22 protein-coding genes are annotated in these 24,154 nt (G+C 71.5%); 8 read left to right on the top strand and 14 right to left on the bottom strand.

Going from position 1 to position 24,154, the window contains the following annotated elements; all coding sequences use genetic code 11:
• Window positions 1–1,062: cytochrome P450 (locus ABT116_RS23080; protein ID WP_351636997.1), on the bottom strand; the 1,062-nt coding region annotated here is incomplete at its 3' end.
• Between the two features lie 152 nt (window positions 1,063–1,214).
• On the opposite strand from ABT116_RS23080, the gene ABT116_RS23075 reads away from it, so the two are divergent.
• The 5 genes from ABT116_RS23075 (at window position 1,215) to ABT116_RS23055 (ending at window position 6,430) form a co-directional block, all read left to right on the top strand.
• Window positions 1,215–1,862, top strand: a complete 648-nt coding sequence (locus ABT116_RS23075; RefSeq protein WP_351636984.1) for a PAS domain S-box protein — start codon at window positions 1,215–1,217, stop codon at window positions 1,860–1,862.
• 100 nt (window positions 1,863–1,962) lie between these two features.
• Window positions 1,963–2,457 carry an FBP domain-containing protein gene (locus ABT116_RS23070; protein ID WP_351636981.1) on the top strand — a complete coding sequence of 165 codons (495 nt, stop codon included), beginning with the start codon at window positions 1,963–1,965 and terminating at the stop codon, window positions 2,455–2,457.
• A gap of 111 nt (window positions 2,458–2,568) precedes the next feature.
• Window positions 2,569–3,822 (top strand): FUSC family protein, encoded by a 1,254-nt coding sequence (locus ABT116_RS23065; RefSeq protein WP_351636977.1) that lies wholly within the window; start codon window positions 2,569–2,571, stop codon window positions 3,820–3,822.
• 45 nt (window positions 3,823–3,867) lie between these two features.
• The gene (locus ABT116_RS23060) at window positions 3,868–5,049 is read left to right on the top strand and encodes a hypothetical protein (protein WP_351636974.1); all 1,182 of its coding nucleotides are present in this window, start codon (window positions 3,868–3,870) and stop codon (window positions 5,047–5,049) included.
• 187 nt (window positions 5,050–5,236) lie between these two features.
• On the top strand, window positions 5,237–6,430 hold the full coding sequence (locus tag ABT116_RS23055; RefSeq protein WP_351636971.1) for a lactonase family protein: 1,194 nt from the start codon (window positions 5,237–5,239) through the stop codon (window positions 6,428–6,430).
• Here the strand turns inward: ABT116_RS23055 and ABT116_RS23050 are convergent.
• Both ABT116_RS23050 and ABT116_RS23045 read right to left on the bottom strand, forming a co-directional pair.
• On the bottom strand, window positions 6,398–7,123 hold the full coding sequence (locus ABT116_RS23050) for a DUF2470 domain-containing protein (protein WP_351636968.1): 726 nt from the start codon (window positions 7,121–7,123) through the stop codon (window positions 6,398–6,400). The two genes, ABT116_RS23055 and ABT116_RS23050, sit on opposite strands and share 33 nt — an antisense overlap.
• An 85-nt stretch (window positions 7,124–7,208) precedes the next feature.
• On the bottom strand, window positions 7,209–7,817 hold the full coding sequence (locus ABT116_RS23045) for a TetR/AcrR family transcriptional regulator (protein WP_351636966.1): 609 nt from the start codon (window positions 7,815–7,817) through the stop codon (window positions 7,209–7,211).
• Window positions 7,818–7,926: 109 nt separating this feature from the next.
• Between ABT116_RS23045 and ABT116_RS23040 the strand changes: the two genes are divergently transcribed.
• Window positions 7,927–9,423: a cytochrome P450 gene (locus tag ABT116_RS23040; RefSeq protein WP_351636964.1), complete on the top strand. Its 1,497-nt coding sequence runs from the start codon at window positions 7,927–7,929 to the stop codon at window positions 9,421–9,423.
• Here the strand turns inward: ABT116_RS23040 and ABT116_RS23035 are convergent.
• The 11 genes from ABT116_RS23035 to ABT116_RS22985 form a co-directional block, all read right to left on the bottom strand.
• Window positions 9,385–10,227, bottom strand: coding sequence for a pentapeptide repeat-containing protein (locus ABT116_RS23035; protein WP_351636962.1), 843 nt, complete (start codon window positions 10,225–10,227; stop codon window positions 9,385–9,387). The genes ABT116_RS23040 and ABT116_RS23035 overlap by 39 nt on opposite strands.
• A 30-nt stretch (window positions 10,228–10,257) precedes the next feature.
• Window positions 10,258–11,169: an RNA polymerase sigma factor SigJ gene (sigJ, locus tag ABT116_RS23030; RefSeq protein WP_351637001.1), complete on the bottom strand. Its 912-nt coding sequence runs from the start codon at window positions 11,167–11,169 to the stop codon at window positions 10,258–10,260.
• Window positions 11,170–11,200: 31 nt separating this feature from the next.
• Complete coding sequence (locus ABT116_RS23025) at window positions 11,201–11,935, bottom strand: PIG-L deacetylase family protein (protein WP_351636960.1); 735 nt, start codon at window positions 11,933–11,935, stop codon at window positions 11,201–11,203.
• Between the two features lie 50 nt (window positions 11,936–11,985).
• Window positions 11,986–13,287, bottom strand: coding sequence for an alpha/beta fold hydrolase (locus ABT116_RS23020; RefSeq protein ID WP_351636958.1), 1,302 nt, complete (start codon window positions 13,285–13,287; stop codon window positions 11,986–11,988).
• A 108-nt stretch (window positions 13,288–13,395) separates the two neighbouring features.
• A complete protein-coding gene (locus tag ABT116_RS23015; protein WP_351636956.1) occupies window positions 13,396–14,421 on the bottom strand; it encodes a LacI family DNA-binding transcriptional regulator in 1,026 nt (341 codons plus the stop codon).
• Window positions 14,422–14,509: 88 nt separating this feature from the next.
• Entirely contained in the window at window positions 14,510–15,934 is a 1,425-nt protein-coding gene (locus ABT116_RS23010; RefSeq protein WP_351636955.1) for a BNR repeat-containing protein, read from the bottom strand.
• Window positions 15,935–15,950: 16 nt separating this feature from the next.
• Window positions 15,951–16,271, bottom strand: a complete 321-nt coding sequence (locus ABT116_RS23005; RefSeq protein WP_062930800.1) for an L-rhamnose mutarotase — start codon at window positions 16,269–16,271, stop codon at window positions 15,951–15,953.
• A gap of 17 nt (window positions 16,272–16,288) precedes the next feature.
• Window positions 16,289–17,374 (bottom strand): rhamnose ABC transporter substrate-binding protein, encoded by a 1,086-nt coding sequence (gene rhaS / locus ABT116_RS23000; protein ID WP_351636952.1) that lies wholly within the window; start codon window positions 17,372–17,374, stop codon window positions 16,289–16,291.
• 81 nt (window positions 17,375–17,455) lie between these two features.
• A complete protein-coding gene (locus ABT116_RS22995; protein WP_351636950.1) occupies window positions 17,456–18,448 on the bottom strand; it encodes an ABC transporter permease in 993 nt (330 codons plus the stop codon).
• Window positions 18,441–19,481: an ABC transporter permease gene (locus ABT116_RS22990; RefSeq protein ID WP_351636948.1), complete on the bottom strand. Its 1,041-nt coding sequence runs from the start codon at window positions 19,479–19,481 to the stop codon at window positions 18,441–18,443. Before ABT116_RS22990 ends, ABT116_RS22995 begins: the two co-directional genes overlap by 8 nt.
• Window positions 19,478–20,995 carry a sugar ABC transporter ATP-binding protein gene (locus ABT116_RS22985; RefSeq protein ID WP_351636946.1) on the bottom strand — a complete coding sequence of 506 codons (1,518 nt, stop codon included), beginning with the start codon at window positions 20,993–20,995 and terminating at the stop codon, window positions 19,478–19,480. The genes ABT116_RS22990 and ABT116_RS22985 overlap by 4 nt, the downstream gene beginning before the upstream one ends.
• A 261-nt stretch (window positions 20,996–21,256) precedes the next feature.
• Here ABT116_RS22985 and rhaI point away from each other — a divergent pair, with 261 nt between their 5' ends.
• Both rhaI and rhaD read left to right on the top strand, forming a co-directional pair.
• Window positions 21,257–22,417, top strand: a complete 1,161-nt coding sequence (gene rhaI / locus ABT116_RS22980) for an L-rhamnose isomerase (protein WP_351636944.1) — start codon at window positions 21,257–21,259, stop codon at window positions 22,415–22,417.
• Between the two features lie 115 nt (window positions 22,418–22,532).
• Window positions 22,533–24,154, top strand: a 1,622-nt coding sequence (gene rhaD, locus ABT116_RS22975) for a bifunctional rhamnulose-1-phosphate aldolase/short-chain dehydrogenase (RefSeq protein ID WP_351636942.1), incomplete at its 3' end; no start/stop codon positions are given.

Here is a 24,154-nt window from a genome sequence, read left to right as displayed (position 1 = left end):
TGCTGCCCTACGTCCTCGACGACTACGCCCTGCTGCCCTGCGGGGGCGCGCTGGGGCGCGGGTGCGGGCCGCTGGTGCTGACGCGGGCTGGCGGGTGTAGGTCAGCCGGCCGACCTCGTCGAACGTCGGCTCGACGTCGGCCCGGTCGCCCCACAGCGCGTCGACCTCGCGCTGCACCAGCTGGAGCGCGGCGGGGTGCTTGGCCAGGTAGTACAGCGCGAAGGACATGGCGCCGGAGGTGGTCTCGTGGCCGGCGATGAGGAACGTGATGACCTGGTTGCGGATGTTGGCGGTGTCGAGCGTGGTGCCGTCGGCCGGGTGCCGGGCGGTGAGCATCAGGCCGAGGAGGTCGTCGGAGTCGCTCTGGTCGGTGCCGGTGCGCGCGGCGATGACGTCGTCGACGACCCGGGCGAGGTAGGCGGAGTCCTCCCGGAAGGCCGCGTCCTGCTCCGAGTAGTCCTGGCCGGGGACGCGTGCCAGGCGGGTCATGCTCCACTCCAGGCAGCGGACCATCGACTGGACGAAGGGGTGCGGCTCGGCCCGTTCGAAGGAGCCGAAGTCGTAGCCGAAGCCGGCGAGTCCGATGGTGTCGAGCGTCATGCGGGTCATGTCGTCGGGCACGTTCACCGGCTTCCCGGCCAGGGCGTCGCGGTCCCAGGACGCGATGAGCCGGCGGGCCACCTCCAGCATCACGGGGTGGTAGGTGCGCATCGAGCCGAGTGCGAAGGCGGGCATGAGGATGTCGTGCGCCTTGGCCCAGTTGGGCTCGTCGTTGTACGCGGTGAACAGGCCGTCGGCGGCGAACTCGCGGACGTTGCCCAGACCGGGCCCGATGTGCTTGGCGAACCGCTGCTCGTCGGCGAGTTCGGCCACGAGGTCCAGGTCGCCCACGAACAGGGTGTCCCGCCCGTACAGCCGCCGCACGAGCACGGGCCCGTGCTCGCGCATCAGGTCCATGACCTGCTGGATGGGCGCACCGCCGGGTCCGGTGGCGGAGATGTCGGCGACGGGGACGCCGGGGAGGGTGTCGGCGGTCAGGGGGGTCTGTCCGGTGGGGGGCATGACGCGGCAACTGCCTTTCGCGGTACGGAAGTACTGCGCTCCAGCGTGATCCACCGGGCCCGGGAGGCGGCGCCCCGGCCCTACATGATTGTGTAGTACAAGCACAAGCGCCGCTCTTGCGCGGGAGCGGCCCGGCGTGGCAGGAGAAGCTCGTGAACCTGGCCCGGCACGAGGCCGTGACGTGGCGCAACCGCGCCCTGCTGCTGTTCGACCGGGTCGCGATGCCGGTCGCGGTGTGCGACGTGTACGGGGCGGTGCTGCTGGCCAATCCGGCGATGGCGGCGGAGTGCGGCAGGACGCCGGGGCGGCTGCGCGGCCGCGACGTGCTGGAGCTGTTCAGCCCGCGGGAGGCGACGCAGGTGGAGCGCATCGCCGAGGCCCTGCGCCTGCGCCGCCGCTCGCGCTACCAGGTGTCGGTGCGCTGGCGGGCCCCGGGTGGCGCGGAGCGCACCGGCGAACTGACGGCGGATCCGGTCAGCGACACGGCGGAGGACACCCCGGCCCTGCTGGTGATGCTCCGGGTGGACCCCGAACGCGCCCCCTCCCCCGCCGCCCCCGCGGAACAGGCCCGGGTCACCCCGACGGAGGCCCACATCCTGACCCTCCTGGCCGCCGGCGCCACCACGGCCCGGGCCTCTCGGGAGACCGGCCTCACCACCGACGGCGTGACCTACCACCTACGCCGCCTGTCGTCCCGCTGGCACGCGTCCAACCGCACGGAACTGGTGGCCCGGGCCTATGCGCTGGGGGTGCTCAGGCCGGGCGTTTGGCCGCCGGAGGCCTCGGGCGCCGAGGCCTGACGGAAAATCCGGTCGCCCCCCGCGTCGCGACTGTCTAATCTGACCTCGCCCCCAAAACCTAGGACCCCTAGGTTTGCGAAGACAACGTTCAGGAGCACCCATGCAGCCGCTCACCGAGCAGGACATCCGCGCCTCCTTCGTCAACTGCTCGAAGGGCGAGGCCAAGCGGCTTGCCGTGCCCAGGGATCTCGATGGGCGGCCCTGGGGCGATCTCGACTTCCTCGGGTGGCGGGATCCGGGGGCGCCGGACCGGAGCTATCTGGTGACCGAGCGGGACGGGCGGCTCGTGGGACTGGCGATGCGGTTCCAGGCCGCGCAGCGCGGGTTCCTGCACCGCAGCATGTGTTCGCTGTGCCTGACGACGCACCCGCGGGGCGGGGTCTCGCTGATGACCGCGCGGAAGGCGGGGCCGGCCGGGCGGGAGGGCAACTCCGTCGGCGCGTACATGTGCACCGACCTCGCCTGCTCCCTGTACGTACGCGGGAAGAAGACGCCGGAGCCGGGGTCCCGGTTCGAGGAGAGTCTCACCCTGGAGGAGCAGATCGCGCGGACCACGGGCAATCTGGCCGCCTTTCTCGACAAGGTGTACGCCTGAGCCCCTCGGTCGCCCGCGGTTTGCCCCGGCACTAACGTCCTTCATGAGCATCCTTCATGGATGTGTGCGACGGATGCGTTCGATGCGCCTGGGAAGGGGAACAGCCCGAGGATGCGAGAGGTACGTGAGTGGACGGCGCACGCCGAGCGGATCGTGCGGAAGCGTCGTGATCCGGTGGTCGTCCAGACGCTGCGGTCCGCGACGGCGGCGACGATCGCGTACGTCATCGCGCTGCGGCTGAGCCCCGAGCCGGCCCCTCTCACCGCGCCCCTGACGGCACTGCTGGTCGTCCAGGTGACGCTGTACGCCACGATCACCAACGGCTTCCGGCGGGTGAACGCCGTCGTCACGGGCGTGCTCGTCGCCATCGCGTTCAGCCTGCTGGTGGGCCTGACCTGGTGGAGCCTCGCGCTGCTCCTGGTGGCCTCGCTGGCCGTCGGACGGCTGGTCCGGGTGGAGGAGTACGTACCCGAGGTCGCGATCAGCGCGATGCTCGTCCTCGGAGTCACCACCGTCGGAGACACCGCCTGGGCCAGGGTGGTGGAGACCCTGATCGGCGCGTCCGTCGGGCTCGCCTGCAACCTGCTGCTGGCTCCGCCGGTGTGGGTGGAGGAGGCGGGCGAGTCGATCGAGGGCCTGTCCCGCCGGCTGCGGCAGCTGATGCTGCGGATGGGCGAGGAGGCCGCGGGCGGCACGCCCGTGGACCGCGCGGAGAAGCAGCTGCACGAGGCCCGCCGCCTGGACCACGACATCGTCGAGGTGGACGCGGCGCTGCGGCAGGCCGAGGACAGTCTGCGGCTCAACCCGCGCGTGCAGGACAGCGTGCTGCACCGGGTCGTGCTGCGCACCGGGCTGGACACGCTGGAGATCTGCACGGTCGTCCTGCGCGTGCTGGCCCGCTCCCTCACCGACCTCGCGAAGGAGCGCGAGCCCGAGCCGCCGTTCGAAGCGGAGACGGGCGCCGCCCTGGCACAGCTGCTGTCCGAGATCGCCGACGCCGTGGTGAGCTTCGCGGTGCTGGTCACCACGCACCTGAGCGCGAGCGCCGAGTCCGCGGAGGAACGGCTCGCCGCGGAACTGCGCACCGCCGCGGGCACCCGCGACAAGCTGGCCCTGCTGCTGCGCGAGGAGGCCGAGCGCGACCCGCGGCACTGGCAGCTTCCGGGAGCGGTCCTGACAGAGGTCAACCGCATCCTCGACGAGCTCGACACCGAGCACCGCACCCGCCGCCTGTTCGAGGAACTGGACCGCGTGTCGGGCGAGCAGCGGGCACGGATGCCCCGTCTGACGCGGCTGCGGGAGCGGCTGGGCGTCACGGAGCAGATGTGGCGGAACCGCGCGGGGTTCGGTGGGCGTACTCGCTGAGGGGAACGCCGGCAGGGGGCCGGCACCCGAGGCGAGGAGCGGACCATGGCCGACACGACCGTGCGGATCGACGGGAACACACTGCGGCTCCCCGGCGGGGTCGCGGTGCGGTTCATCCGCACGCTGCGCCTGCCGGAGACCGGTACGCATCCGCTGCCGCCGGGCCTCGGCGAGTTCCCGGTGCGGCGCATCGCGGACTACGCGGACAGGGTCCCCGAGGAGTGGCGGGCACGCGGCGGTGTGATGCTGCCGGTGTATCTGCGCGAGGCGATGTGGCTGAGCTTCGCGGGCACCTCGGAGCCGGCCGCGCTCCAAGTCGGCGTCGGCAAGGTGTGCGCGGTCTCGGGACGACCCTGGAGCGACCGGCCGACTCGCGGCCCGCAGAATTACGTGGTGCTCCCCCGTCAGCCCTGGCTGGACGGCATCAACTCCGGCACGGGCACGGTCCGGCAGTTCGTGGCCGTGCCGCTCGGCATGGGCGCCACCGTCGAGGGGCAGGTCACGGGCGAGGAGGTATGGGGCGGCGTACAGCTTCAGTCCTTCGCGCTGAACGACCGGGAGCTCGGGCGGTGGCGTGCCGAGGAGCGGGAGCGGGCGGAGCGGGCTTCGTCGATGCCCCCGCCGAGCGGTTACGGCGCGCCGATGCCGGGGAGCCCGCCTGTTGCCGCGGCCGGTGGCTTCGGTGCCGCGATGCCCATGGCGGCGCCACCCGCGTCCGGCGGCTACGGCGCCCCGATGCCCATGGCGGCCCCGCCGGCCCCCGGAGCGGTCCCCGCCCCGTCCGCCCCCGGATCGGCCCCGGCACCCGCCGCTGCGGGCGGTCCGGCGAGCCCGCGGCGCGCGGCCGCCGCGATGGGGCTGGGTGCCGGCGGCTCCATGCGGCAGGAGGTCTACAGGGACGACCGGCCGCTCTCGGACTGGTCGGAAAAGCCCGCGGGACGGGTGTTCGTGCACCTGGTGACCCCGCCGGAATGGCGCCGCATCACCGGCGAGGCCGCACCGCCGTCGCCGGTGGACCGGGCCGCCTACACCCGGGCGGGCCTGCCCTGGTTCGACTACTTCGACCAGGACGCGGAGGACCTCGCCCCCACGGACGCGCTCCAGTCCGTCAAGCCGGTCGGCGACTGGCTCGGCGACGACCACGAGCCCTGGCAGCCGCCCACGCCGGGGCAGACGCAGCAACTCAAGGACGCCCCGGGCCGACCGGTCGCGGACGGGGACTGGTAGTCGTCCCGGGGGACGTCGCCGACGGGGACCGGTGGCCGGCGGGGCGCGTCGAGGACGGGGACCGCCGGCCCCTCCCCCGCGGTGCGTTGCGCGGCACGCAACACCCGCTGCCGTTTGTTGCACCCGAGGGCCGGCAAACGCCAAGGTGGCAGTCACGACAGGGACGAGTGACGACCTGAGGGGCGACATGGACAGTGGTGGCTGGAGCAGGCGCCGGTTCGTCGGCGTACTGACGGGCGGGGCCGCCGCGGCGGCGCTGCCGTCCTGCGACAACGCGCCCGCGCCCCCGTCGACCCCGGCCGCGACGCCCGAGGCGAGTACGAGCCCGTCGCGCGAGGCCCGGCGCCCCTCCGGGCCCCGCCCGCTCCACCTCGGCACCTACACGTCCGTCGAGGGCGGCGGCAAGGGCATCGGCCTGGCCACGTACGACGCGGCGACGGGTGAGATCACCGGCGTCGGCACGATCAGCGGCGTCGGCGACCCGTCGTACCTCGCGATCCACCCGGACCGCGGCACGCTGTACGCGGTGGACGAGCGTGCGGACGGTGCCGTGACCGCCGTCCGGCTGTCCGACCGGAAGGTGCTGGGCAGCCGCAGCACCGGCGGGGCGGCCCCCTGCCATCTGTCGGTGCATCCGGGCGGGCGCTGGCTGCTCAGCGCGAACTACGGCACGGGCAGCGTCGCCGTGCATCCCATCGACGCCTCGGGCGTCCTCGGCGAACGCACCGCCCTCGTCCGGCACTCCGCTCCCCCGCCCGGCCCCGGCCAGGAGGGCCCGCACGCCCACCAGGTCGTCACGAGCCCGGACGGGGGCCATGTGCTCGCCGTCGATCTGGGGACGGACACCGTCTACACGTACCGGCTGGACGAGAAGGCGGGCACGCTCACCGAGGTCGCGCAGGCACACACCCGGCCGGGCGCCGGACCGCGCCATCTCACGTTCCACCCGGGCGGCCGGTACGCGTACCTCGCCAACGAGGTCGACAACACGGTGGCGGTCTGCTCCTACGACAAGGCCTCCGGCCGGTTGACCGTCGGCGAAGCGCAGTCCACGGGCACGGGTTCGGGCACGAACTACCCGGCGCAGATCCTGGTGACCGCCGACGGCCGGTACGCCTATCTCGCCAACCGCGGCCACAACAGCCTCACCCGCTACGCCGTCGAGGCGGACGGCGCGCGGCTCAGGCTGCTCGACACGGTGCCGGTGGGCGGTGACTTCCCCCGGCAGATCGCGTTCTCCCCGGAGGGCACGCTGCTGTTCGCGGCGAACCAGAAGTCCTCCACCGTCACCGTCTTCCACGTGGACGAGGGCAGCGGCGCACTGCGGCGCGCCGGCGGGCCGTTCCCCTCACCCGTCGCCGTCTGTGCGCTGCCGCTGTAGGGCCCGCGGGCAGGACGCGGCGGCCTGGCCGAGCAGGACGTGCATGCGCTCGGTGAGCTGCGCGACATCGTCGGCGGGCGCGTGGAAGGCGAGGCGTACGTCGCCGTGGGCGCGGACCCGTTCGATGCGCAGCGTCAGTCCGTGCCGGTCGACGGCGAGCGGCTGGACGCGCACCGCGCCGTGCAGGCTGTCGGAGTCCACCAGCCGCGTGAGGCGTTCGACGGCGTCGGCGTGGCAGTCGGCGAGGTGGGTCAGCAGCCGGGCCTCGGCCGTGGTGAGCGGGTCGGGCACGGCGGCGGCGAACTCGGCGAGGTCGACGACCACGGAGCCGGACGGCTGCCGCAGCACGACACGGGTGGGCGTGAAGGCGAGCCTGCCTCCCTCTACGGCGAACCAGCCCGCGAGCCACAGCCGGGCGCGGATGCGGTTGCGGACCGGGACGGGCGCGACATCGGCGAACTCCAGCACCGCGGACGGCTCGCCGCGGGGTGCGCAGATCGCGGCCGCGAGCAGGGCGCTGTCCTCGGGCACGTCCACGAGCACCCTGCCGTCCTCGTCCACGCTGTGCGCGCCGACCAGTTCCTCCCGTGTGCCCTCCGCGGTCACGGAGCAGGACCACGCGGCGGCGAGCACCGAGCGCGCCCGCTCCGCGGCGGCGGGAGCCGCCGTCCAGCTGTGGCTGTCGTCACCCATCCCAGACCTCCTTAGGTAAGCCTCACCTAACCTATCGGAGATCGGGGTGCAGGCCAACCGCGTCACACGACCTTTGCGAGACCTGTCAGGGCGCGAGAACGCCCAGCAGGGCGCGTGCGCACAGCTCGCGCACCTGTTCGCGCCCCAACTCCGTGCCGCGCAGCCACTCCAGGCAGACGGCCGTGGTGAACGCCAGCCAGCCGCGCACGGCCAGCCGGACCTCCGGCCGCCCCTCGACGGCGGGGCCGAACTCGGGATCCGCGGCGAGCGCGGCGAGGATCTGCCGCTCCTGCGCGGCCAGGGCCCGCTGGTAGACGCGCCGCACCGCCTGGTCCCCCGCCGCGTCGGCGCGGTGGAAGGCGCGATAGCCGTGCGCGTGCGCCTGGACGTACTCCAGGAACGTCTCCAGACCAGCCCCGAGTTGCTCGCGGACCGGGACGCCGGGCACCGCCGCCGTCATGCGCAGCATGCGCTCACTCTCGCGCTCGACGACCGCCGCGAAGAAGTCCCGCTTGGTCGGGAAGTAGTGGTACAGCAGCCCGCGCGACACTCCGGCGATCTCGGCGACCTGCTCGATCCACACGTCGTCGTAGGGGCTCTCCGAGAACAGCCGCGCACCGACCGACAGGAGCTGCTCCCGGCGCTCCTCGGTGCTGAGCCGGCGGCGCGTGCGCCCGCCCTGGTTCGCAGCCATGCCCGCACTTTACTTGACGCCGGTTCAACAACGGGACCACACTGAACCGCGTTATTGAACTCACGTACAACACCTGCGAACCCGCCGTCGGATCAAGGGAGATCGCGTCATGACGGAGGCGCCGATACGGACCGGGCAGCCCAAGGGTTTCCGGAGTGCCGAGCTGGGCTGGCCGGAGCTGGACCGCATTCCGCATCCGCCGCGCCGGATCCCGCTGCTCGGGGACGTGGTGGGAGTGAACCGGCGCACTCCCCTGCAGGACTCGCTGCGCTACGCCCGCGAACTCGGGCCGGTGTTCCGGCGGAAGGCGTTCGGCAAGGAGTTCGTGTTCGTGTGGGGTGCCCGGCACGCGGCCGACCTCGCGGACGAGTCGCGGTTCGCCAAGCACGTGGGGCTCGGCGTGGCCAACCTGCGGCCGGTCGCCGGGGACGGCCTGTTCACGGCGTACAACCACGAGCCGAACTGGCAGCTGGCCCACGATGTGCTCGCGCCGGGCTTCAGCCGCGACGCCATGGCCGGTTACCACCCGATGATGCTGTCGGTCGCGCAGCGGCTGACGGAGCACTGGGACCGGGCGGCGGCGAGGGGCCGGGCGGTGGACGTGCCCGGCGACATGACCAAGCTGACGCTGGAGACGATCGCGCGCACCGGCTTCGGGCACGACTTCGGTTCGTTCGAGCGCTCCCGGCCGCATCCCTTCGTGACCGCGATGGTGGGCACGCTGACCTACGCCCAGCGGCTCAACACCGTGCCCCTCCCGCTGGCCCCGCTGCTGTTGCGGAGCGCGAGCCGGCGCAACGAGGCCGACATCGCCCACCTCAACCACACCGTCGACGAACTGGTCCGGGCCCGGCGCGCCACCGGCGGCGGCGACGGTGATCTGCTCGACCGCATGCTGGAGACGGCCCATCCCGAGACCGGGGAGCGGCTGTCGCCGCAGAACGTCCGCCGCCAGGTCATCACGTTCCTCGTGGCCGGACACGAGACGACCTCCGGCGCGCTCTCCTTCGCCCTGCACTACCTCGCCCGCCACCCCGAGATCGCGGCCCGGGCCCGCGCCGAGGTGGACCGGGTGTGGGGAGACACGGCGGAACCCGCCTACGAGCAGGTGGCCCGGCTGCGCCACGTCCGCCGGGTGCTGGACGAGTCGCTGCGGCTGTGGCCCACCGCGCCCGCCTTCTCCCGGGAGGCCAGGGAGGACACGGTGCTGGCGGGCGAGCACCCCATGCGGCGCGGGGCGTGGGCGCTGGTGCTGACGCCGATGCTGCACCGGGACCCCGAGGTGTGGGGAGCGGACGCCGAACGGTTCGACCCCGACCGCTTCGACGCCCGCGCCGTACGGTCCCGGCCCCCGCACACCTTCAAGCCGTTCGGGACGGGCGCGCGGGCGTGCATCGGGCGGCAGTTCGCACTGCACGAGGCCACGCTGGTGCTCGGGCTGCTGCTGCGGCGCTACGAACTGCGGGCCGACCCGGCCTACCGGCTGCGCGTGACGGAACGGCTGACGCTGATGCCGGAGGGTCTGCGGCTGCGCCCGGAGCGCCGCACGGCGGTGCGGGAGCCGGCCTCAGACCTGCGCTGTCCAGTGCCCGGGGCGGGTGACTGACCCGGGCAGCCGGGTCCCCGCGCTTCCCCGGGCCGCGTTCAGCTGTGGCTGGGTGAGGAAGAACGCCCCGGTCAGATCGGCGTCGGTGAGGTCCGCGTCGCGCAGGTCGGCACCGATCAGGTCGGCTCCCCGCAGGTCCGCTCCGGTGAGGTCGGCGGCGATGAGGTAGGCGCCGCGGAGGCAGGCCCCGCGGAGGTCGGCGCCCTTGAGGCGGGCGCCCATGAGGTCCGCACCCCGGCGGTCCTTCTTGCGGCCCTTGGTGCCGGCCCTGGCCAGCTCGCTCGTCCTCAGCAGCAGGACGTTGACCTCCTGGCGGTGGGCCGCCACGTCCAGCGCGGCGAGCTCCTCGGGGGTCCCGGCGGTCAGTTCTCCGGTCTTCCGCAAGGCCTCGCGCAGTTCGGCGTGGACGGGGCGGGCCGCCGGCAGGGTGAGCGCCTCGGTGAGGTACCACAGCAGCTCGTGCAGCTGCCGGACCACCGGAAACACGTCGAACATGCGCCGGGCCCGCTCCGGCGGCCCGGTCCGCCAGTCCTGTCCGCCGAAGGTGACCTGGGAGACCTGCTGCCCGGCGCCGAAGCAGTCGTAGACCGTGCAGCCGGTGAATCCTTTCTGCCGGAGCCTGGCGTGGATGCCGCAGCGGTGGTCCTCGCGAAGGTTGCGGCAGGGCGTGCCGGCGGCCTTGTCGACCGCGAAGTCGGCCGAAGCGGCGAAGGGCAGGGCGACGCAGCACAGCCCGAAGCACCGCTCGCAATCGCCGCGCAGGTCCGCCTGCCCGGCCTGGTGTTCTCGCATGCCGTTCAGCATACGAAACGACAACTGACGGGCCGGTTCCGGTCACACCGCCGGCCCGGGCACCTCCAGACGCTCCAGCCGCTCGGGGTCGGCCAGGATGTACATGTCCGTGATGCGGCCGTCGACGATCGTGACGCCCATGACCGACTGGACGCGGCCCCCGTGCGCGTTGACCATTCCGACCGAGCCGTTGACCAGGACCAGCTCCGCGGCCTGCGTGAACGGGGCGAACATGAGCGCCTGCTCCGCCACCGCCTTCGCGCCCTGGACCACCTTGGAGGCGGCCGCGCCCCGCACGAGCGCGCCCGAGTCGGCCCGCAGCAGCACATCCGGGTGCAGGACGGCCACCAGCGCCTCGAAGTCCCCGGCGCGCGAGGCGGCCAGGAAGGCGTCGAGCACCTGCTTCTGCCGGCCGAGATCCGGTTCGGCCGACGGGGTGGCACCGCGCACCCGGCGCCGGGCGCGGCTCGCGAGTTGCCGGGTCGCGGCCGGGTTGCGCTCCACGATCGGCGCGATCTCGTCGAACGGCACGGCGAACATGTCGTGCAGTACGAACGTGAGCCGCTCGTCGGGCGTCAGGTTCTCCAGCACGACCAGCAGGGCCAGGCCCACGGAGTCGGCTTGGAGCACTTCCTCGGCCGGATCGATGTGGGACAAGGGCCGGAGCACCGGATCCGGGACATGGGCCCGCGCCGTGTCCTGACTGTCGCCCAGCAGCTCCTCGCGGCGGGCGGTGCGCGAGCGCAGCATGTCCAGGCAGACCCTGCCGGTCACCGTGGTCAGCCAGCCGCCGAGGTTCTGGATGTCGTCCGTGTCGGTGCGGCTGAGCTTCAGCCAGGTCTCCTGGACGGCGTCCTCCGCCTCGGAGAGCGATCCGAGCATGCGGTAGGCCACCGCCTTGAGGTGTCCGCGGTGTTCCTCGAACCGGTGCGCCAGTTCCTCGTTGCCTGTCATGGTCTCCCCCGTCGTCTTGGTCAACCGCTGATCATCTGCTGAACAGTTCGAACGCCACCGCGGGGCGGCCCCCGAACCGCTCCCCCGTCCTCTCCGCGTGCTGCGTCAGGAAGCCGCGTACGTACGTCTCCGGGTCCTCGCTGGTCAGCACCTCGATGTAGGTGCGGTGTTCCAGCAGGGAGCGCACGGCCCGTTCCATCCCGGCTGTCGCGTCGACCGCGTGCGTGGGTGTGCTGGAACCCGCGACCGCGACCCAGCGCACGCCGTCCCAGGGGTCGAGGCCCTGCTCGACGAGCTCGGGGAAGATCCACCGGTTGCCGGCGTCGCCCGCCGCGTCGAGCGTGGCCCGGCCGACGGCCACGTGGTCCGGGGTGTTCCAGGCGACGCCGCCCCAGGTGTCGCGATGGTTGAGGGTGAGCACCAGCTCGGGCTTGTGGCGGCGGATGGCGGCGGCGATGTCGCGGCGCAGGGCGGTGCCGTACTCGATGACACCGTCCTTGTGATCGAGGAACTCCACCTCCGACACGCCGACCACCGCCGCGCTCGCCCGCTGCTCCCGCTCGCGCAGCGGCCCGCACCGCTCGGGCTCGATGGTGTCGATGCCGGCCTCGCCCCGGGTCGCGAGGACGTAGGCGACCTCGCGGCCCTCGTCGGTCCACGCCGCGATCGCCGCCGAGCAGCCGTACTCGAGGTCGTCCGGGTGTGCCACGACCGCGAGGGCACGCCGCCAGTCGCCGGGCATGGGCTGGAGTTGAGTGGTCGTCATGTCCGCAGACTAGTCCGCGCCACTGGCGTCACGGGGCGTGCGGCGCGGCATCACGCCTCGTCCCGCACCAGCGCCAGCAGTCGGTCGAGGACGCGGGGGCCGCCGGTGCGGATGCCGTCGTGCTCGAACTCGTCCGTGATCCAGGTGCGCAGCCCCCGGACCGTACGGGCGGTGCGCAGCGAGTGGGCCGTGTCGACGTACATGTCGTCGTGGTAGACGGCCGCCACCACCGGCACCGTGTTGGCGGCGAGGCGGGCCGGGTCGTACAGGGGCGTCCAGTCGGTGCGGGCGGCGAGCAGTTCGGCGGTCTCGCGCAGCGGGCGCAGGGCCGGGTCGCAGTCGAACATCCAGGGGTGAATCGATTCGCCCGTGAACAGCAGGGGCTCGTCACCGGCGAGGGCCTTGGCGGCGTCGAACTGGGGGAACTCGGCGCGGACCCGCTCGGCGGACCATGCCGTGGGCCGGGCGTCCTGGCCGTAGATCGACTCGTGGACCAGGGCGTACAGCGGGTGGCGGGCGAAGGAGAGCATGGCCTGTACCTGCTCCTGGAAGGCGTCCGAGAGCGTGGAGCCCTGCGGGGTGCGGACGAAGGCGTCCTCGAGGAGGTGGTGCAGGCGGTGGGTGCCGTCTCCGGTGCCGAGGGCGATGCCGAGGGACTGGAAGGCCTCGACGGTGAGCCGGTAGCCGTTCGGCAGGACCACGTCGTGGTGGAGCAGGTGGTCGGCGATGCGGCGGGCGCGCTCGGCGTCCTGCGGGTAGCGGGCGTAGTGGGCGGCGACCTTGCGTTCGATGCGCGGGAAGGCGGCCCGGTAGACGTCGTCGGCGTGGGCGTCCAGGGAGGGCAGGCCGCCGGTGATCACGGCGGTGGCCAGGCCTTCGGGGGCGAAGGACAGGTAGGTGGTCGCGCAGAAGCCGCCGAAGCTCTGGCCGAGGACGGTCCAGGGCTTGCCGCCGGTGAGTTCCGCGCGGACGGCCTCGCAGTCGCGGACGATCGAGTCGGCGCGGAAGTGTGCGAGGTAGTCGGCCTGCTCGGCCGGACCGCCGCGCAGCGGGAGCGTCTGGCGGTTCGCGGGAGTGCTGTGGCCGGTGCCGCGCTGGTCGAGGAGCAGGACGCGGTACTCCTTCAGGGCCCTGCCGAGCCAGCCCGGCCGTCCGACGGACCGGTCGGCGCCGAAGCCGGGTCCGCCCTGGAGGTAGAGAAGCCACGGCAGGTCCTGGGATGCCTTGTCGCTCGCCACGACCTCGCGGGCGTACAGCTCGATCGTCTCGCCCGCGGGGCGGCCGTGGTCGAGGGGGACGGTGAAGCGGCGGTCGGTGAGGAGGACTCCGGGCTGGCGGTAGCTGACGGTCAACAGGGCTCCCGGGACGGACGGATGTGCGGGGCGCGTCCCAGTTCATCACAAGGATCGTCCGTGAGTGAGCCCCTCGATCATGAAACCTTGCTGAACGGCCGTTCAGGCTCAGCGGGCGGACAGGCTGGAGCGACGGACCACCAGTTCGGGCTGCAGGACGACCCTGCGGTGCTCGTGGGCGCGCGCCGCGCCCTCCTCCTCCGTCTCCTCCAGGAGCAGGTCGGCGGCCATGGCGCCCATGGTGACGGCGGGCTGCCGCACCGAGGTGAGCGGGACGGCCGCGGCGGCGGCGAACTCGATGTCGTCGTAGCCGACGATGGCGAGGTCGTCGGGGACACCGACACCGGCCGCGTACATGGCCTGCAGGACACCGAGGGCGAGCAGGTCGTTGGCGCAGAACACGGCGGTGGGCCGGTCCGCGAGCCCGAGCAGCCGGGCCCCGGCGTCCCGTCCCGCGGCGACGTCCAGCCGTTCGGTCGGCAGCTCACGCAGCGCGTCGGCGCCGAGCCCGGCCTCGGCGAGCGCTTGGAGGGCGCCGGTGCGGCGGTCACTGACCTGGTTCAGGCCGGGCGGACCGCTGACGTAGGCGATCGAGCGGTGCCCGGCGTCGACGAGGTGGCGTACGGCCAGGGCGCCGCCCGCGACGTCGTCGACGGAGACCGAGCATTCGGTGGTGCCCTCGGCGACCCGGTCGACCAGGACGAACGGGATGCCGTGCCGGCGGAACGTCTCGATGTTGCGGCCGGTCGCGTCGGCCGGGGTGAGCAGCACGCCGCGCACCCGCTGCTCGGCGAAGAGCGACAGGTACTCGGCTTCCTCGCCCGGGTTCTGGGCGCTGTTGCAGACCATGACGCCGAGTCCGGCCTGCCGGGCGGCGCGCTCGGCTCCGCGCGCGACGTCGACGAAGAACGGGTTGCCCATGTCGAGGACGAGCAGCCCCATGATGCGGCTGCGGCCCGCGCGCAGCTGGCGCGCGGACTCGCTGCGGACGTACCCGAGCCGGTCTATCGCGGACAGCACCCGGGCCCGGGTCTCGGTCGCGACCGTGTCCGGGCGGTTGATCACGTTCGAGACCGTGCCGACGGAGACTCCGGCGACGCGGGCGACGTCCTTGATACCCACCGACTGGGCCATCGGGCAGGGACCTCCAGAGGGAGACGAGGGGGGCGGCGGCCGGGGCGGCTTCACATTACCGGCACGCCGCCCCGGGAACCGGATGCGGTCAGGCGGGCAGGCGGAAGTCCGTCACGTGCAGCGCCGAGGGCGTCGTACCGGTGGACTTCTCCTGGTACATGAACGACAGCACCCCGTCCTGCGCGACCCGGGTCTCGTCGATGACGACCTCGCCGAAGGCGTTGAGGCCGCTGCCGTCGAAAAGGATCTTCCAGTCCGTGTAGCCGGAGGCGGCGGAGGCCCCCGCGATCCGGCCGAACGGGAAGACCGCGTACGCGTTGTCGTACTTGTCCAGGATCAGCTTGGTGCGCTGGCTGGAGTTCAGCGGTACCGGTATCTCGGTCTTCTGCCAGGTGCCGGCGGCGTTCCTGCGGACGTGGAAGGCACGGCCGTTGGCGGTCCGGTTCGCGACGTAGTTCGTGGTGCACTGGCCGAAGCGGCCGGGGACGTAGGAGATGATCGCGTGCGGCCGGCCCGCGGAGTCGGTGAACTGGCTCTCCTGGTTCATCAGGGAGTGGTCCGGGTTGAGCGGGTCGACGACCAGGCCGGCGTCGGTCACGGACACCTTGTCGGAGCCTCCGGTGACGCCGACGACGGTTCCGGCGTTGTTGCGCCAGGTGCGGCCCCGGTCGTCGGAGTAAACGTAGCCGGTGTCGTGGTTGGTGATGCCGCCGCTGTTGCACATCACGGCGCCGTTCTGCTCGCGCCAGGTGAAGAAGGAGTGCAGCCGGCCGTTCCGGTCGTAGTCGATGCCGTGCAAGTACATGTTGCGGGCCGTCGAGGAGCCGTGCTCGCTGGTGTACGTGCCCGTGGCGCTGGACCACTCGCCGAGGTCGGTCCACTTCGTGCCGTCGTACTCGGCGAGGGCGTTGCGGCCGTTGCCGGAGATCGCGACGCGGTAGCTCAGCTGGAGCTTGCCGTCGGGCGTGGCGACGAACTGCGGGTAGGTGAACTGGGAGGTCAGGGCCAGCCCGTCCAGGGTGGACTGGGGCGCCCCGAAACGGCTCGCGGTCCAGCTCAGCCCCGCGGGGTTGTCCATGAGCCCGGCGGCGGACTTGACGTAGGTGAAGCCGTCGCTGTGGGAGTCCATGTTGAGGTGGAGCCGGCCGTCGACCTTGGAGACGCCCATGGAGATGACGTTGTGGGAGTCGTTGTAGCGCAGCGTGTGCCCGACCTTCACGGTCGACCAGGTGCTCCCGCCGAGGACGCGGCGGCCGACGACGGCGTTGCGGTCGGCGGTGTACCAGACGGCGTACTGGTAGCCCTTGTAGGTCAGCAGGCCGTTCTTCTGGAACGAGTTGTTGTTGACCAGCCCGTCGTAGGACACGAAGAAGAGGGCCTGGCTGTCGAGCGTGGTGGTGCCGTTGCGGGTGACCGAGGGGCCCGGGTCGGCGGCCCGCGCGGTGCCGGAGGCCAGGGCGGGGGTCACCACTGCTCCCGCGAGGGCGGCGGCCAGCAACGTACGTCTGTGCATCTCGTGGACTCCATCGTCATGCGAGGTGGAACACTTCGGTGAGCGGTTTCATGGCCTCGTCGGGCCGGGCGCCGTCCAGCGACTCGAAGAACGGCGCCATCTCCGCCTGCCAGCGGGCGTTGACGTCGGTGGCTTCCATTCCGGCCTGGGCGGCCGCGAAGTCCTCGGTCTCCAGGTAGCCGACCAGCAGTCCGTCCTCGCGCAGGAAGAGCGAGTAGTTGTGCCAGCCGGTCTCCGAGAGTGCCTGGAGCATCTCGGGCCACACCGCGGCGTGCCGCTCGCGGTATTCGTCGAGGCGCTCCGCCCGGACCTTCAGCAGGAAGCACACGCGCTGCATCGACAACCCTCCAGGGACTAGAAGTTGAACTGGTCGATGTTCTTGGCGTCGAACACGGTCGGCTTGCCGAGGCTGATCACGCCGTCCTTGCCGATGGTGTACTCGCCCATGGAGCCGGCCTTGAAGGTCTCGCCCTCCTTGCCGGTGATCTGTCCGGAGGACAGGGCGACAGCGGTCCGGGCGGCCAGTTCGCCGAGCTTGGCCGGGTCCCACAGCTCGAACGCCTCGACGGTGCCGTTCTTGACGTACTTGCGCATGTCGTTCGGGGTGCCGAGGCCGGTCAGCTTGACCTTGCCCTTGTACTTGGAGCCCGACAGATACTGGGCGGCGGCCTTGATGCCGACGGTGGTCGGGGAGATGATCCCCTTCAGGTTCGGGTACTCCTGGAGCAGGCCCTGGGTCTGCTGGAAGGACTGCTGGGCGTCGTCGTTGCCGTACGCGGTCTTCACCAGCTTCATGTTCTTGTACTCGGGCTTCTTCAGCTCGTCCTTCATGAAGTCGATCCAGGTGTTCTGGTTCGTCGCGGTCTGCGCGGCGGACAGGATCGCGATCTCGCCCTTGTAGCCGATCTGCTTGGCGAGCAGCTGCACCTCGGTACGGCCCAGGTCCTCGGCGGAGGCCTGCGAGACGAAGGCGTTGCGGCAGTCGGGCGTGGTGTCGGAGTCGTAGGTGACGACCTTGATGCCGTTCTTCATGGCCTGCTTGAGCGCGGTGCACAGCGCACCCGGGTCCTGGGCGGACACGGCCATCGCGTCGACCTGTTGCTGGGTGAGCGTGTTGACGTAGGAGACCTGCCCGGCGGTGTCGGTCGCGCTGGACGGCCCGACCTCCTTGTAACTGGACCCCAGCTCCTTGAGCGCCTTCTCGCCGCCCTTGTCGGCGCTGGTGAAGTACGGGTTGTTGACCTGCTTGGGCAGGAACCCGACGGTGAGGCCCTTCTTGGTGGCCGCGTTCGGGTCGGCCTTGCCGGCCGTGGCGGCGGAAGCGCCCTCGTTCGCCACGTCCTTCTTGGTGGTGCCGCCGCCGCAGGCGGTCAACGCGAGTGCGAGGGATGTGGCGGTGGCGAGGGCCGCACAGCTGCGGCGGAGGGTGGAGTTGCGCATGATGGTTTCCTTTGAACGAGGTTGAAGGGGAGCGCCCCGAAAGGGGCGCGGGGAACTGCGCGACCAGCCACGGACGACGGGTCAGCCGGACGATTGAGCACGCAGGACGGCGATCTGCCGAGCCACCCGCGGCCCGAGCACGGACAGCACCAGCAACACACCGGTCACGACGATCTGCGACTGCGCGGAAACGTCCTGGAGGCTCATCACGTTCTGCAGCGCCCCCAGCAGAAACACCCCGGCGATCGCCCCGCCCAACGTGCCCTTGCCGCCGTCGAAGTCGATGCCGCCGAGCAACACCGCGGCCACGACGGACAGTTCCAGGCCGGTGGCGTTGTCGTAGCGGGCGCTGGCGTAGTGCAGCGCCCAGAAGATGCCGGTCAGGGAGGCCATCAGCCCGGTCAGCGTGAACAGGATCAGCTTCTGCCGCCTGACCCGGATACCGGCGAACCGCGCCGCCTCCTCACTCGCACCGATCGCGAACAGCGACCGCCCGAACGGCGTGGCGTGCAGCGCGACCACGGCGATGGCGAGCAGGACGAGAAAGGGCAGGAAGGCGTACGGGATGAAGGTGTCACCGATGCGCCCGGCAGCGAAGTCCAGGTACTGCGTGGGGAAGTCGGTCACCGCGTCGGAACCGAGCACGATCTGCGCGATGCCCCGGTAGGCGGCGAGGGTGCCGATGGTGACGGCGAGGGACGGCAGCCCCAGCCGGGTCACCAGCAGCCCGTTGACCAGCCCGCACACGACACCGAGCAGCAGGCAGATCGGGATGATCGTCTCGATGGCCATGCCCTGGTTCCACAGCGCGCCCATCACGGCGCCGGACAGACCGGCCGTGGAAGCGACCGACAGGTCGATCTCGCCGGAGACGACCAGCAGGGTCATGGGCAGCGCGATCAGCGCGATGGGCAGGGTGTTGCCGATCAGGAACGACAGGTTGAGCGCGTTGCCGAATCCGTCGACGAAGCCGAAGGAGAACAGCAGGACCACGACGAGCAGGGCGCCCACGGCGGAATCCCACCTTTTCAAGGCGGACCAGCGGATCGCTCGGCTCAGGGAGATGTCAGCCATGGCGGGCGTTCCTCTTCTTCAGGGCGGAGGCCACGCGCAGCGCGACGATCCGGTCGACCGCGATGGCGAGGATGAGCAGGATGCCGTTGATCGCGAGCACCCACACGGAGCTGACGCCGAGGGCGGGCAGCACGCTGTTGATGGAGGTCAGCAGCAGCGCGCCGAGGGCCGCGCCGTAGACGCTGCCGGAGCCGCCGGTGAAGACGACACCACCGACCACCACCGCGCTGACGACGGTCAGTTCGTAGCCGTTTCCGGTGCCGGAGTCGACGTTGCCGAACCGGGCCAGGTACATCGCGCCGGCGAGCCCGGCGAGAGCGCCGCAGAAGGTGTACGCGGCGAGGATCCGCTTACGGACCGGGATCCCGGCGAGGCGGGCGGCCTCGGGGTTGGAGCCGAGCGCGTACAGTTCGCGGCCGCTGGCGAAGTGCCTGAGGTAGTAGGCGGTGGCGATGAGCACCGCCAGCGCGATCAGCGCCAGGTAGGGGACCGCCGAGATGCCGCCGGAACCGAAGTCGACGAATCCGCCGGGCAGATCGGCCGCGGTGATCTGGCGGGAGCCGACCCAGATGGAGTCGATGCCGCGGATGATGTAGAGCGTGCCGAGGGTGACGACGAGCGCGGGCACCTGGCCGAGGCTGACGAGCAGTCCGTTGAGCAGTCCGAAGCCGATCCCGAGCAGCACCGCCAGCGCGATCGCCACGACGGAGTTGCCGCCGCCCTGGAGATACGTTCCGGCGGCGAACGCGCTGATGCCGAGCGTGGATCCGACGGACAGGTCGACGTTGCGGGTGATGACCACCAGGGACTGGCCGGTGGCGACCAGGACCAGGATCGTCGCGTTCAGCAGCAGGTCCTTGATGCCCTGCTCGGACAGGAACTGGCTGTTGCCGGCCTGGGTGACGCCGATCATCACCAGGAAGACGAGCAGGATGGCGAGTTCGCGCATCTTGAAGACGCGGTCGACCAGCCGGGTGCCACTGGACTTGGGCACGTCGGCCACGGGGGCCTCTTGCGGGGTCACGACCGTCATGCGGCGGCCCTCCCGGTGGCTGCGGCCATCACGGTTTCCTCGGTGGCGTCGGTGCGCGGTATCTCGGCGGTGAGGCGACCCTCGTGCATCACCAGCACGCGGTCGGCCATGCCGAGGATCTCGGGCAGGTCGGAGGAGATCATCAGGACGGCCACGCCGTCGGCGGCCAGTTGCGACAGCAGCCGGTGCACCTCGGCCTTGGTGCCGACGTCGATGCCCCGGGTCGGCTCGTCGACGATCAGCACCTTGGGGCCGGTGGCCAGCCATTTGGCGAGCACGACCTTCTGCTGGTTGCCGCCGGACAGCGTGTTGACGGTGTCGGCGATCCGGGCGTACTTGACCTGGAGCTTGACGGCCCAGTCGAGGGAGCGGCTGCGCTCGGCGCCGCGGTCCATCAGCCCGGCCTTCACCGTCGTCCGCAGGCCCGTCAGCCCGATGTTCCGCTCGATGGACATGTCCATCACCAGGCCCTGGGCGCGCCGGTCCTCCGGGACCAGGGCGACTCCGGCGGCCATGGCGGCCGAGGGCGCGCCGTTGACGAGGGCTTTGCCGTGGACGGTAACCTCGCCGGCGTCCCAGCGGTCGATGCCGAAGACGGCCCGGGCGACCTCGGTGCGCCCGGCGCCGACCAGTCCGGCCAGGCCGACGATCTCGCCGTGCCGGACCTCGAAGGAGACGTCGGTGAAGACGCCCTCGCGGGTCAGCCGGCGCACGCTCAGGGCGACCTCGCCCGGCGTCACGTCCTGCTTGGGGTAGAGCTCGTCCAGATCGCGGCCGACCATGCGGCGCACGAGGTCGTCCTCGGTCATGCCGTCCAGGGGCTCGCTGGCGATCCAGGCGCCGTCGCGCAGGGTGGTGACCCGTCGGCAGATCTCGAAGATCTCCTCCAGCCGATGGGAGATGAACAGCACGGCGGCGCCCTGGTCGCGCAGGGTGCGGACGACGCCGAAGAGGCGGGCGACCTCGCTGCCGGTGAGGGCGGCCGTCGGCTCGTCCATGATCAGGACGCGGGCGTCGAAGGAGAGGGCCTTGGCGATCTCGACGATCTGCTGGTCGGCGATGGACAGGCCGCGGGCGGGCCGGTCGGGGTCGAGTTCGACCCCGAGTCGCTCCATGAGGGCGGCCGTCGCGTTGTGGGTGGCCTTGTGGTCGATCCGGCCGAGGGCGCGGCGCGGCTGGCGGCCCATGTAGATGTTCTCGGCGATCGACAGGTCGGGGAAGAGCGTGGGCTCCTGGTAGATCACGGCGATGCCGGCGTCGCGGGCGTCGCCGGGGCCGTGGAAGGCGACGGGCGCACCGTCGAGCAGCACCTGGCCGGCGTCCGGGCGGTGCACGCCGGCGAGGGTCTTGATGAGGGTGGACTTGCCGGCACCGTTCTCGCCGGCGAGTGCGTGCACCTCCCCGGGGAACAGCTCCAGGGAGACGTCCCGCAGTGCGCGGACCGCGCCGAAGGACTTGGAGACGTCCTGCAGAGCGAGAACCGGGGCCGGACCCGTGGTGGACGGGTGGGTCATGAGGGCTCCTCGACGACGCCGGCGGGTCGGCCCTCTCGGCGTCGTGAAAGGTTTCAACTTGGTTGCCGGGACGTTAGGCGGGCCGCGCATGTCACGTCAATGGGTTCTGGTCGAAAAAGTTTCGAGGACAGAAGGTCACGCATGGGTCACGGCAAGCCGCCTCGGCCGGAGGGGTTGACACCCCTACGGAGGGCCCATAGCTTCGCGTCCTGAATCGTTTCATTCAGTGGTCGTCACGACCCGATGTCACAGGAGCCTGACGTGACCGAGCTCGCCGCGGCGAAGGCCGCTCTCAAGACACAGGCCGTCGAGACGCCGTCGTGGGCGTACGGGAACTCGGGCACACGCTTCAAGGTCTTCGCGCAGGAGGGCGTGCCGCGCACCCCGTTCGAGAAGCTGGACGACGCGGCGAAGGTGCACGAGTTCACCGGCGTCGCCCCGACCGTGGCCCTGCACATCCCGTGGGACAAGGTCGACGACTACGCGGCGCTGGCGAAGCACGCCGAGCAGCGGGGCGTGAAGCTCGGGGCGATCAACTCCAACACGTTCCAGGACGACGCCTACAAGCTCGGGAGCATCTGTCATCCGGAGGCCTCCGTGCGCCGGAAGGCCGTCGATCATCTGCTGGAGTGCGTCGACATCATGGACGCGACGGGCTCGACGGATCTGAAGCTGTGGTTCGCCGACGGGACGAACTATCCCGGCCAGGACGACATCCGGGGGCGGCAGGACCGGCTGGCCGAGGGCCTGGCCGAGGTCTACGAGCGGCTCGGGGACGGGCAGCGGATGCTGCTGGAGTACAAGTTCTTCGAGCCGGCGTTCTACACGACGGACGTGCCGGACTGGGGCACTGCCTACGCCCACTGCCTGAAGCTCGGGCCGAAGGCACAGGTCGTCGTCGACACGGGGCACCACGCGCCGGGGACCAACATCGAGTTCATCGTCGCGACGCTGCTGCGTGAGGGAAAGCTCGGCGGGTTCGACTTCAACTCGCGGTTCTACGCGGACGACGACCTCATGGTCGGGGCGGCGGACCCGTTCCAGCTGTTCCGGATCATGTACGAGGTCGTGCGGGGCGGTGGGTTCTCGCCCGAGGTCGCGTTCATGCTCGACCAGTGCCACAACATCGAGGCGAAGATCCCGGCGATCATCCGGTCGGTGATGAACGTGCAGGAGGCGACGGCGAAGGCGTTGCTGGTCGATGGTGACGCGTTGGGGGCGGCGCAGCGCGGTGGTGATGTGCTGGAGGCCAATGCCGTGGTGATGGACGCGTACAACACGGATGTGCGGCCGCTGCTTCGCGAAGTGCGGGAGGAGATGGGGTTGGACCCCGATCCCATTGCTGCGTACCGGCGGTCCGGGTGGGGTGAGCGGATCGTGGCTGAGCGGGTTGGTGGACAGCAGGCTGGGTGGGGTGCGTAAGCGTCTGCGTTGATCTGTTGACCGCGGAGTGCGGGTGGTCCGTGGTTGATCGCGCGGTTCCCCGCGCCCCTGAAAGCAAGAACCTCACCCTCTCTCTTTTGAAAAGGAACTGTTCATGGCTGTGCATCCCGAAGCTGACGCTCTGCTCGCCCGGTCGCACCGGCTCGGCGGCGATCCCCGGAACACGAACTACGCGGGGGGCAACGCCTCCGCCAAGGGCATCGATACCGACCCCGTCACCGGTGGGGACGTCGAGTTGATGTGGGTCAAGGGGTCCGGTGGGGATCTCGGGACGCTGACCGAGGCCGGGCTGGCCGTGCTGCGGCTGGACCGGATGCGGGCGCTCGCCGAGGTGTATCCGGGGGTGGAGCGCGAGGACGAGATGGTCGCCGCGTTCGACTACTGCCTGCACGGCAAGGGCGGGGCCGCTCCGTCCATCGACACCGCCATGCACGGGCTGGTCGAGGCCGCGCACGTCGATCATCTGCACCCGGATTCGGGGATCGCGCTCGCGTGTGCCGCCGACGGGGAGAAGCTGACCGCCGAGTGCTTCGGGGACAGCGTGGTGTGGGTGCCGTGGCGGCGGCCCGGATTCCAGCTGGGGCTGGACATCGCCGCCGTGAAGGAGGCCAATCCGCAGGCCATCGGGTGCGTTCTCGGCGGGCACGGGATCACAGCCTGGGGCGACACGTCCGAGGAGTGCGAGCGGAACTCGCTGCACATCATCCGGACCGCCGAGAAGTTCCTCGCCGAGCGGGGCAAGCCGGAGCCCTTCGGACCGGTGATCGAGGGGTACGCCGCGCTGGGTGCCCCGGAGCGGCGGGAGCGGGCCGCCGCGCTCGCCCCGCACGTGCGGGCCATCGCCTCACAGGACCGGCCCCAGGTCGGGCACTTCGACGACTCCGAGGTCGTGCTCGACTTCCTCGCGAGCGCCGAGCACCCGCGGCTCGCCGCGCTCGGGACCTCCTGCCCGGACCACTTCCTGCGCACCAAGGTGCGGCCGCTGGTGCTGGACCTGCCGCCGAGTGCACCCCTCGACGAGGCCATCGCCCGGCTGAAGGAGCTGCACGCCGAGTACCGCGAGGAGTACGCCGCCTATTACCAGCGGCACGCCGAGCCCGACTCCCCCGCCATGCGCGGCGCCGACCCGGCGATCGTGCTGGTGCCGGGCGTGGGCATGTTCTCCTTCGGCAAGGACAAGCAGACCGCCCGGGTCGCCGGCGAGTTCTACGTCAACGCCATCAACGTGATGCGCGGGGCCGAGGCGGTCTCCACCTATGCGCCGATCGAGGAGTCCGAGAAGTTCCGCATCGAGTACTGGGCGCTGGAGGAGGCCAAGCTCCGGCGGATGCCGAAGCCCAAGGCGCTGGCGACGCGGGTGGCGCTGGTGACGGGTGCCGGGAGCGGGATCGGCAAGGCCATCGCGCACCGGCTCGTGGCCGAGGGCGCGTGTGTGGTCGTGGCCGACCTCGACGCGGAGAACGCCGCCGCCGTCGCCGAGGAGCTGGGCGGGTCCGACAAGGCCGTCGCCGTGACGGTGGACGTCACCTCCGAGGAGCAGATCACCGAGGCGTTCCGGACGGCCGTGCTGGCCTTCGGCGGAGTCGACCTCGTCGTCAACAACGCGGGCATCTCGATCTCCAAGCCGCTGCTGGAGACCTCCGCGAAGGACTGGGACCTCCAGCACGACATCATGGCCCGCGGCTCCTTCCTGGTGTCGCGGGAGGCGGCCCGGGC

Source organism: Streptomyces sp. NPDC002130 (assembly GCF_040296465.1).
In the GTDB taxonomy this organism is placed as follows: domain Bacteria; phylum Actinomycetota; class Actinomycetes; order Streptomycetales; family Streptomycetaceae; genus Streptomyces.
This window is presented reverse-complemented; position numbering and strand designations above follow the sequence as displayed.

Coding starts and splice junctions, on each gene's coding strand:
- ABT116_RS23070 (WP_351636981.1), top strand. CDS start 1,963: ATGCAGCCGCTCACCGAGCAGGACATCCGCGCCTCCTTCGTCAACTGC.
- ABT116_RS23065 (WP_351636977.1), top strand. CDS start 2,569: ATGCGAGAGGTACGTGAGTGGACGGCGCACGCCGAGCGGATCGTGCGG.
- ABT116_RS23060 (WP_351636974.1), top strand. CDS start 3,868: ATGGCCGACACGACCGTGCGGATCGACGGGAACACACTGCGGCTCCCC.
- ABT116_RS23055 (WP_351636971.1), top strand. CDS start 5,237: ATGGACAGTGGTGGCTGGAGCAGGCGCCGGTTCGTCGGCGTACTGACG.
- ABT116_RS23050 (WP_351636968.1), bottom strand. CDS start 7,123: ATGGGTGACGACAGCCACAGCTGGACGGCGGCTCCCGCCGCCGCGGAG.
- ABT116_RS23045 (WP_351636966.1), bottom strand. CDS start 7,817: ATGGCTGCGAACCAGGGCGGGCGCACGCGCCGCCGGCTCAGCACCGAG.
- ABT116_RS23040 (WP_351636964.1), top strand. CDS start 7,927: ATGACGGAGGCGCCGATACGGACCGGGCAGCCCAAGGGTTTCCGGAGT.
- ABT116_RS23035 (WP_351636962.1), bottom strand. CDS start 10,227: ATGCTGAACGGCATGCGAGAACACCAGGCCGGGCAGGCGGACCTGCGC.
- sigJ (WP_351637001.1), bottom strand. CDS start 11,169: ATGACAGGCAACGAGGAACTGGCGCACCGGTTCGAGGAACACCGCGGA.
- ABT116_RS23025 (WP_351636960.1), bottom strand. CDS start 11,935: ATGACGACCACTCAACTCCAGCCCATGCCCGGCGACTGGCGGCGTGCC.
- ABT116_RS23015 (WP_351636956.1), bottom strand. CDS start 14,421: ATGGCCCAGTCGGTGGGTATCAAGGACGTCGCCCGCGTCGCCGGAGTC.
- ABT116_RS23010 (WP_351636955.1), bottom strand. CDS start 15,934: ATGCACAGACGTACGTTGCTGGCCGCCGCCCTCGCGGGAGCAGTGGTG.
- ABT116_RS23005 (WP_062930800.1), bottom strand. CDS start 16,271: ATGCAGCGCGTGTGCTTCCTGCTGAAGGTCCGGGCGGAGCGCCTCGAC.
- rhaS (WP_351636952.1), bottom strand. CDS start 17,374: ATGCGCAACTCCACCCTCCGCCGCAGCTGTGCGGCCCTCGCCACCGCC.
- ABT116_RS22995 (WP_351636950.1), bottom strand. CDS start 18,448: ATGGCTGACATCTCCCTGAGCCGAGCGATCCGCTGGTCCGCCTTGAAA.
- ABT116_RS22990 (WP_351636948.1), bottom strand. CDS start 19,481: ATGACGGTCGTGACCCCGCAAGAGGCCCCCGTGGCCGACGTGCCCAAG.
- ABT116_RS22985 (WP_351636946.1), bottom strand. CDS start 20,995: ATGACCCACCCGTCCACCACGGGTCCGGCCCCGGTTCTCGCTCTGCAG.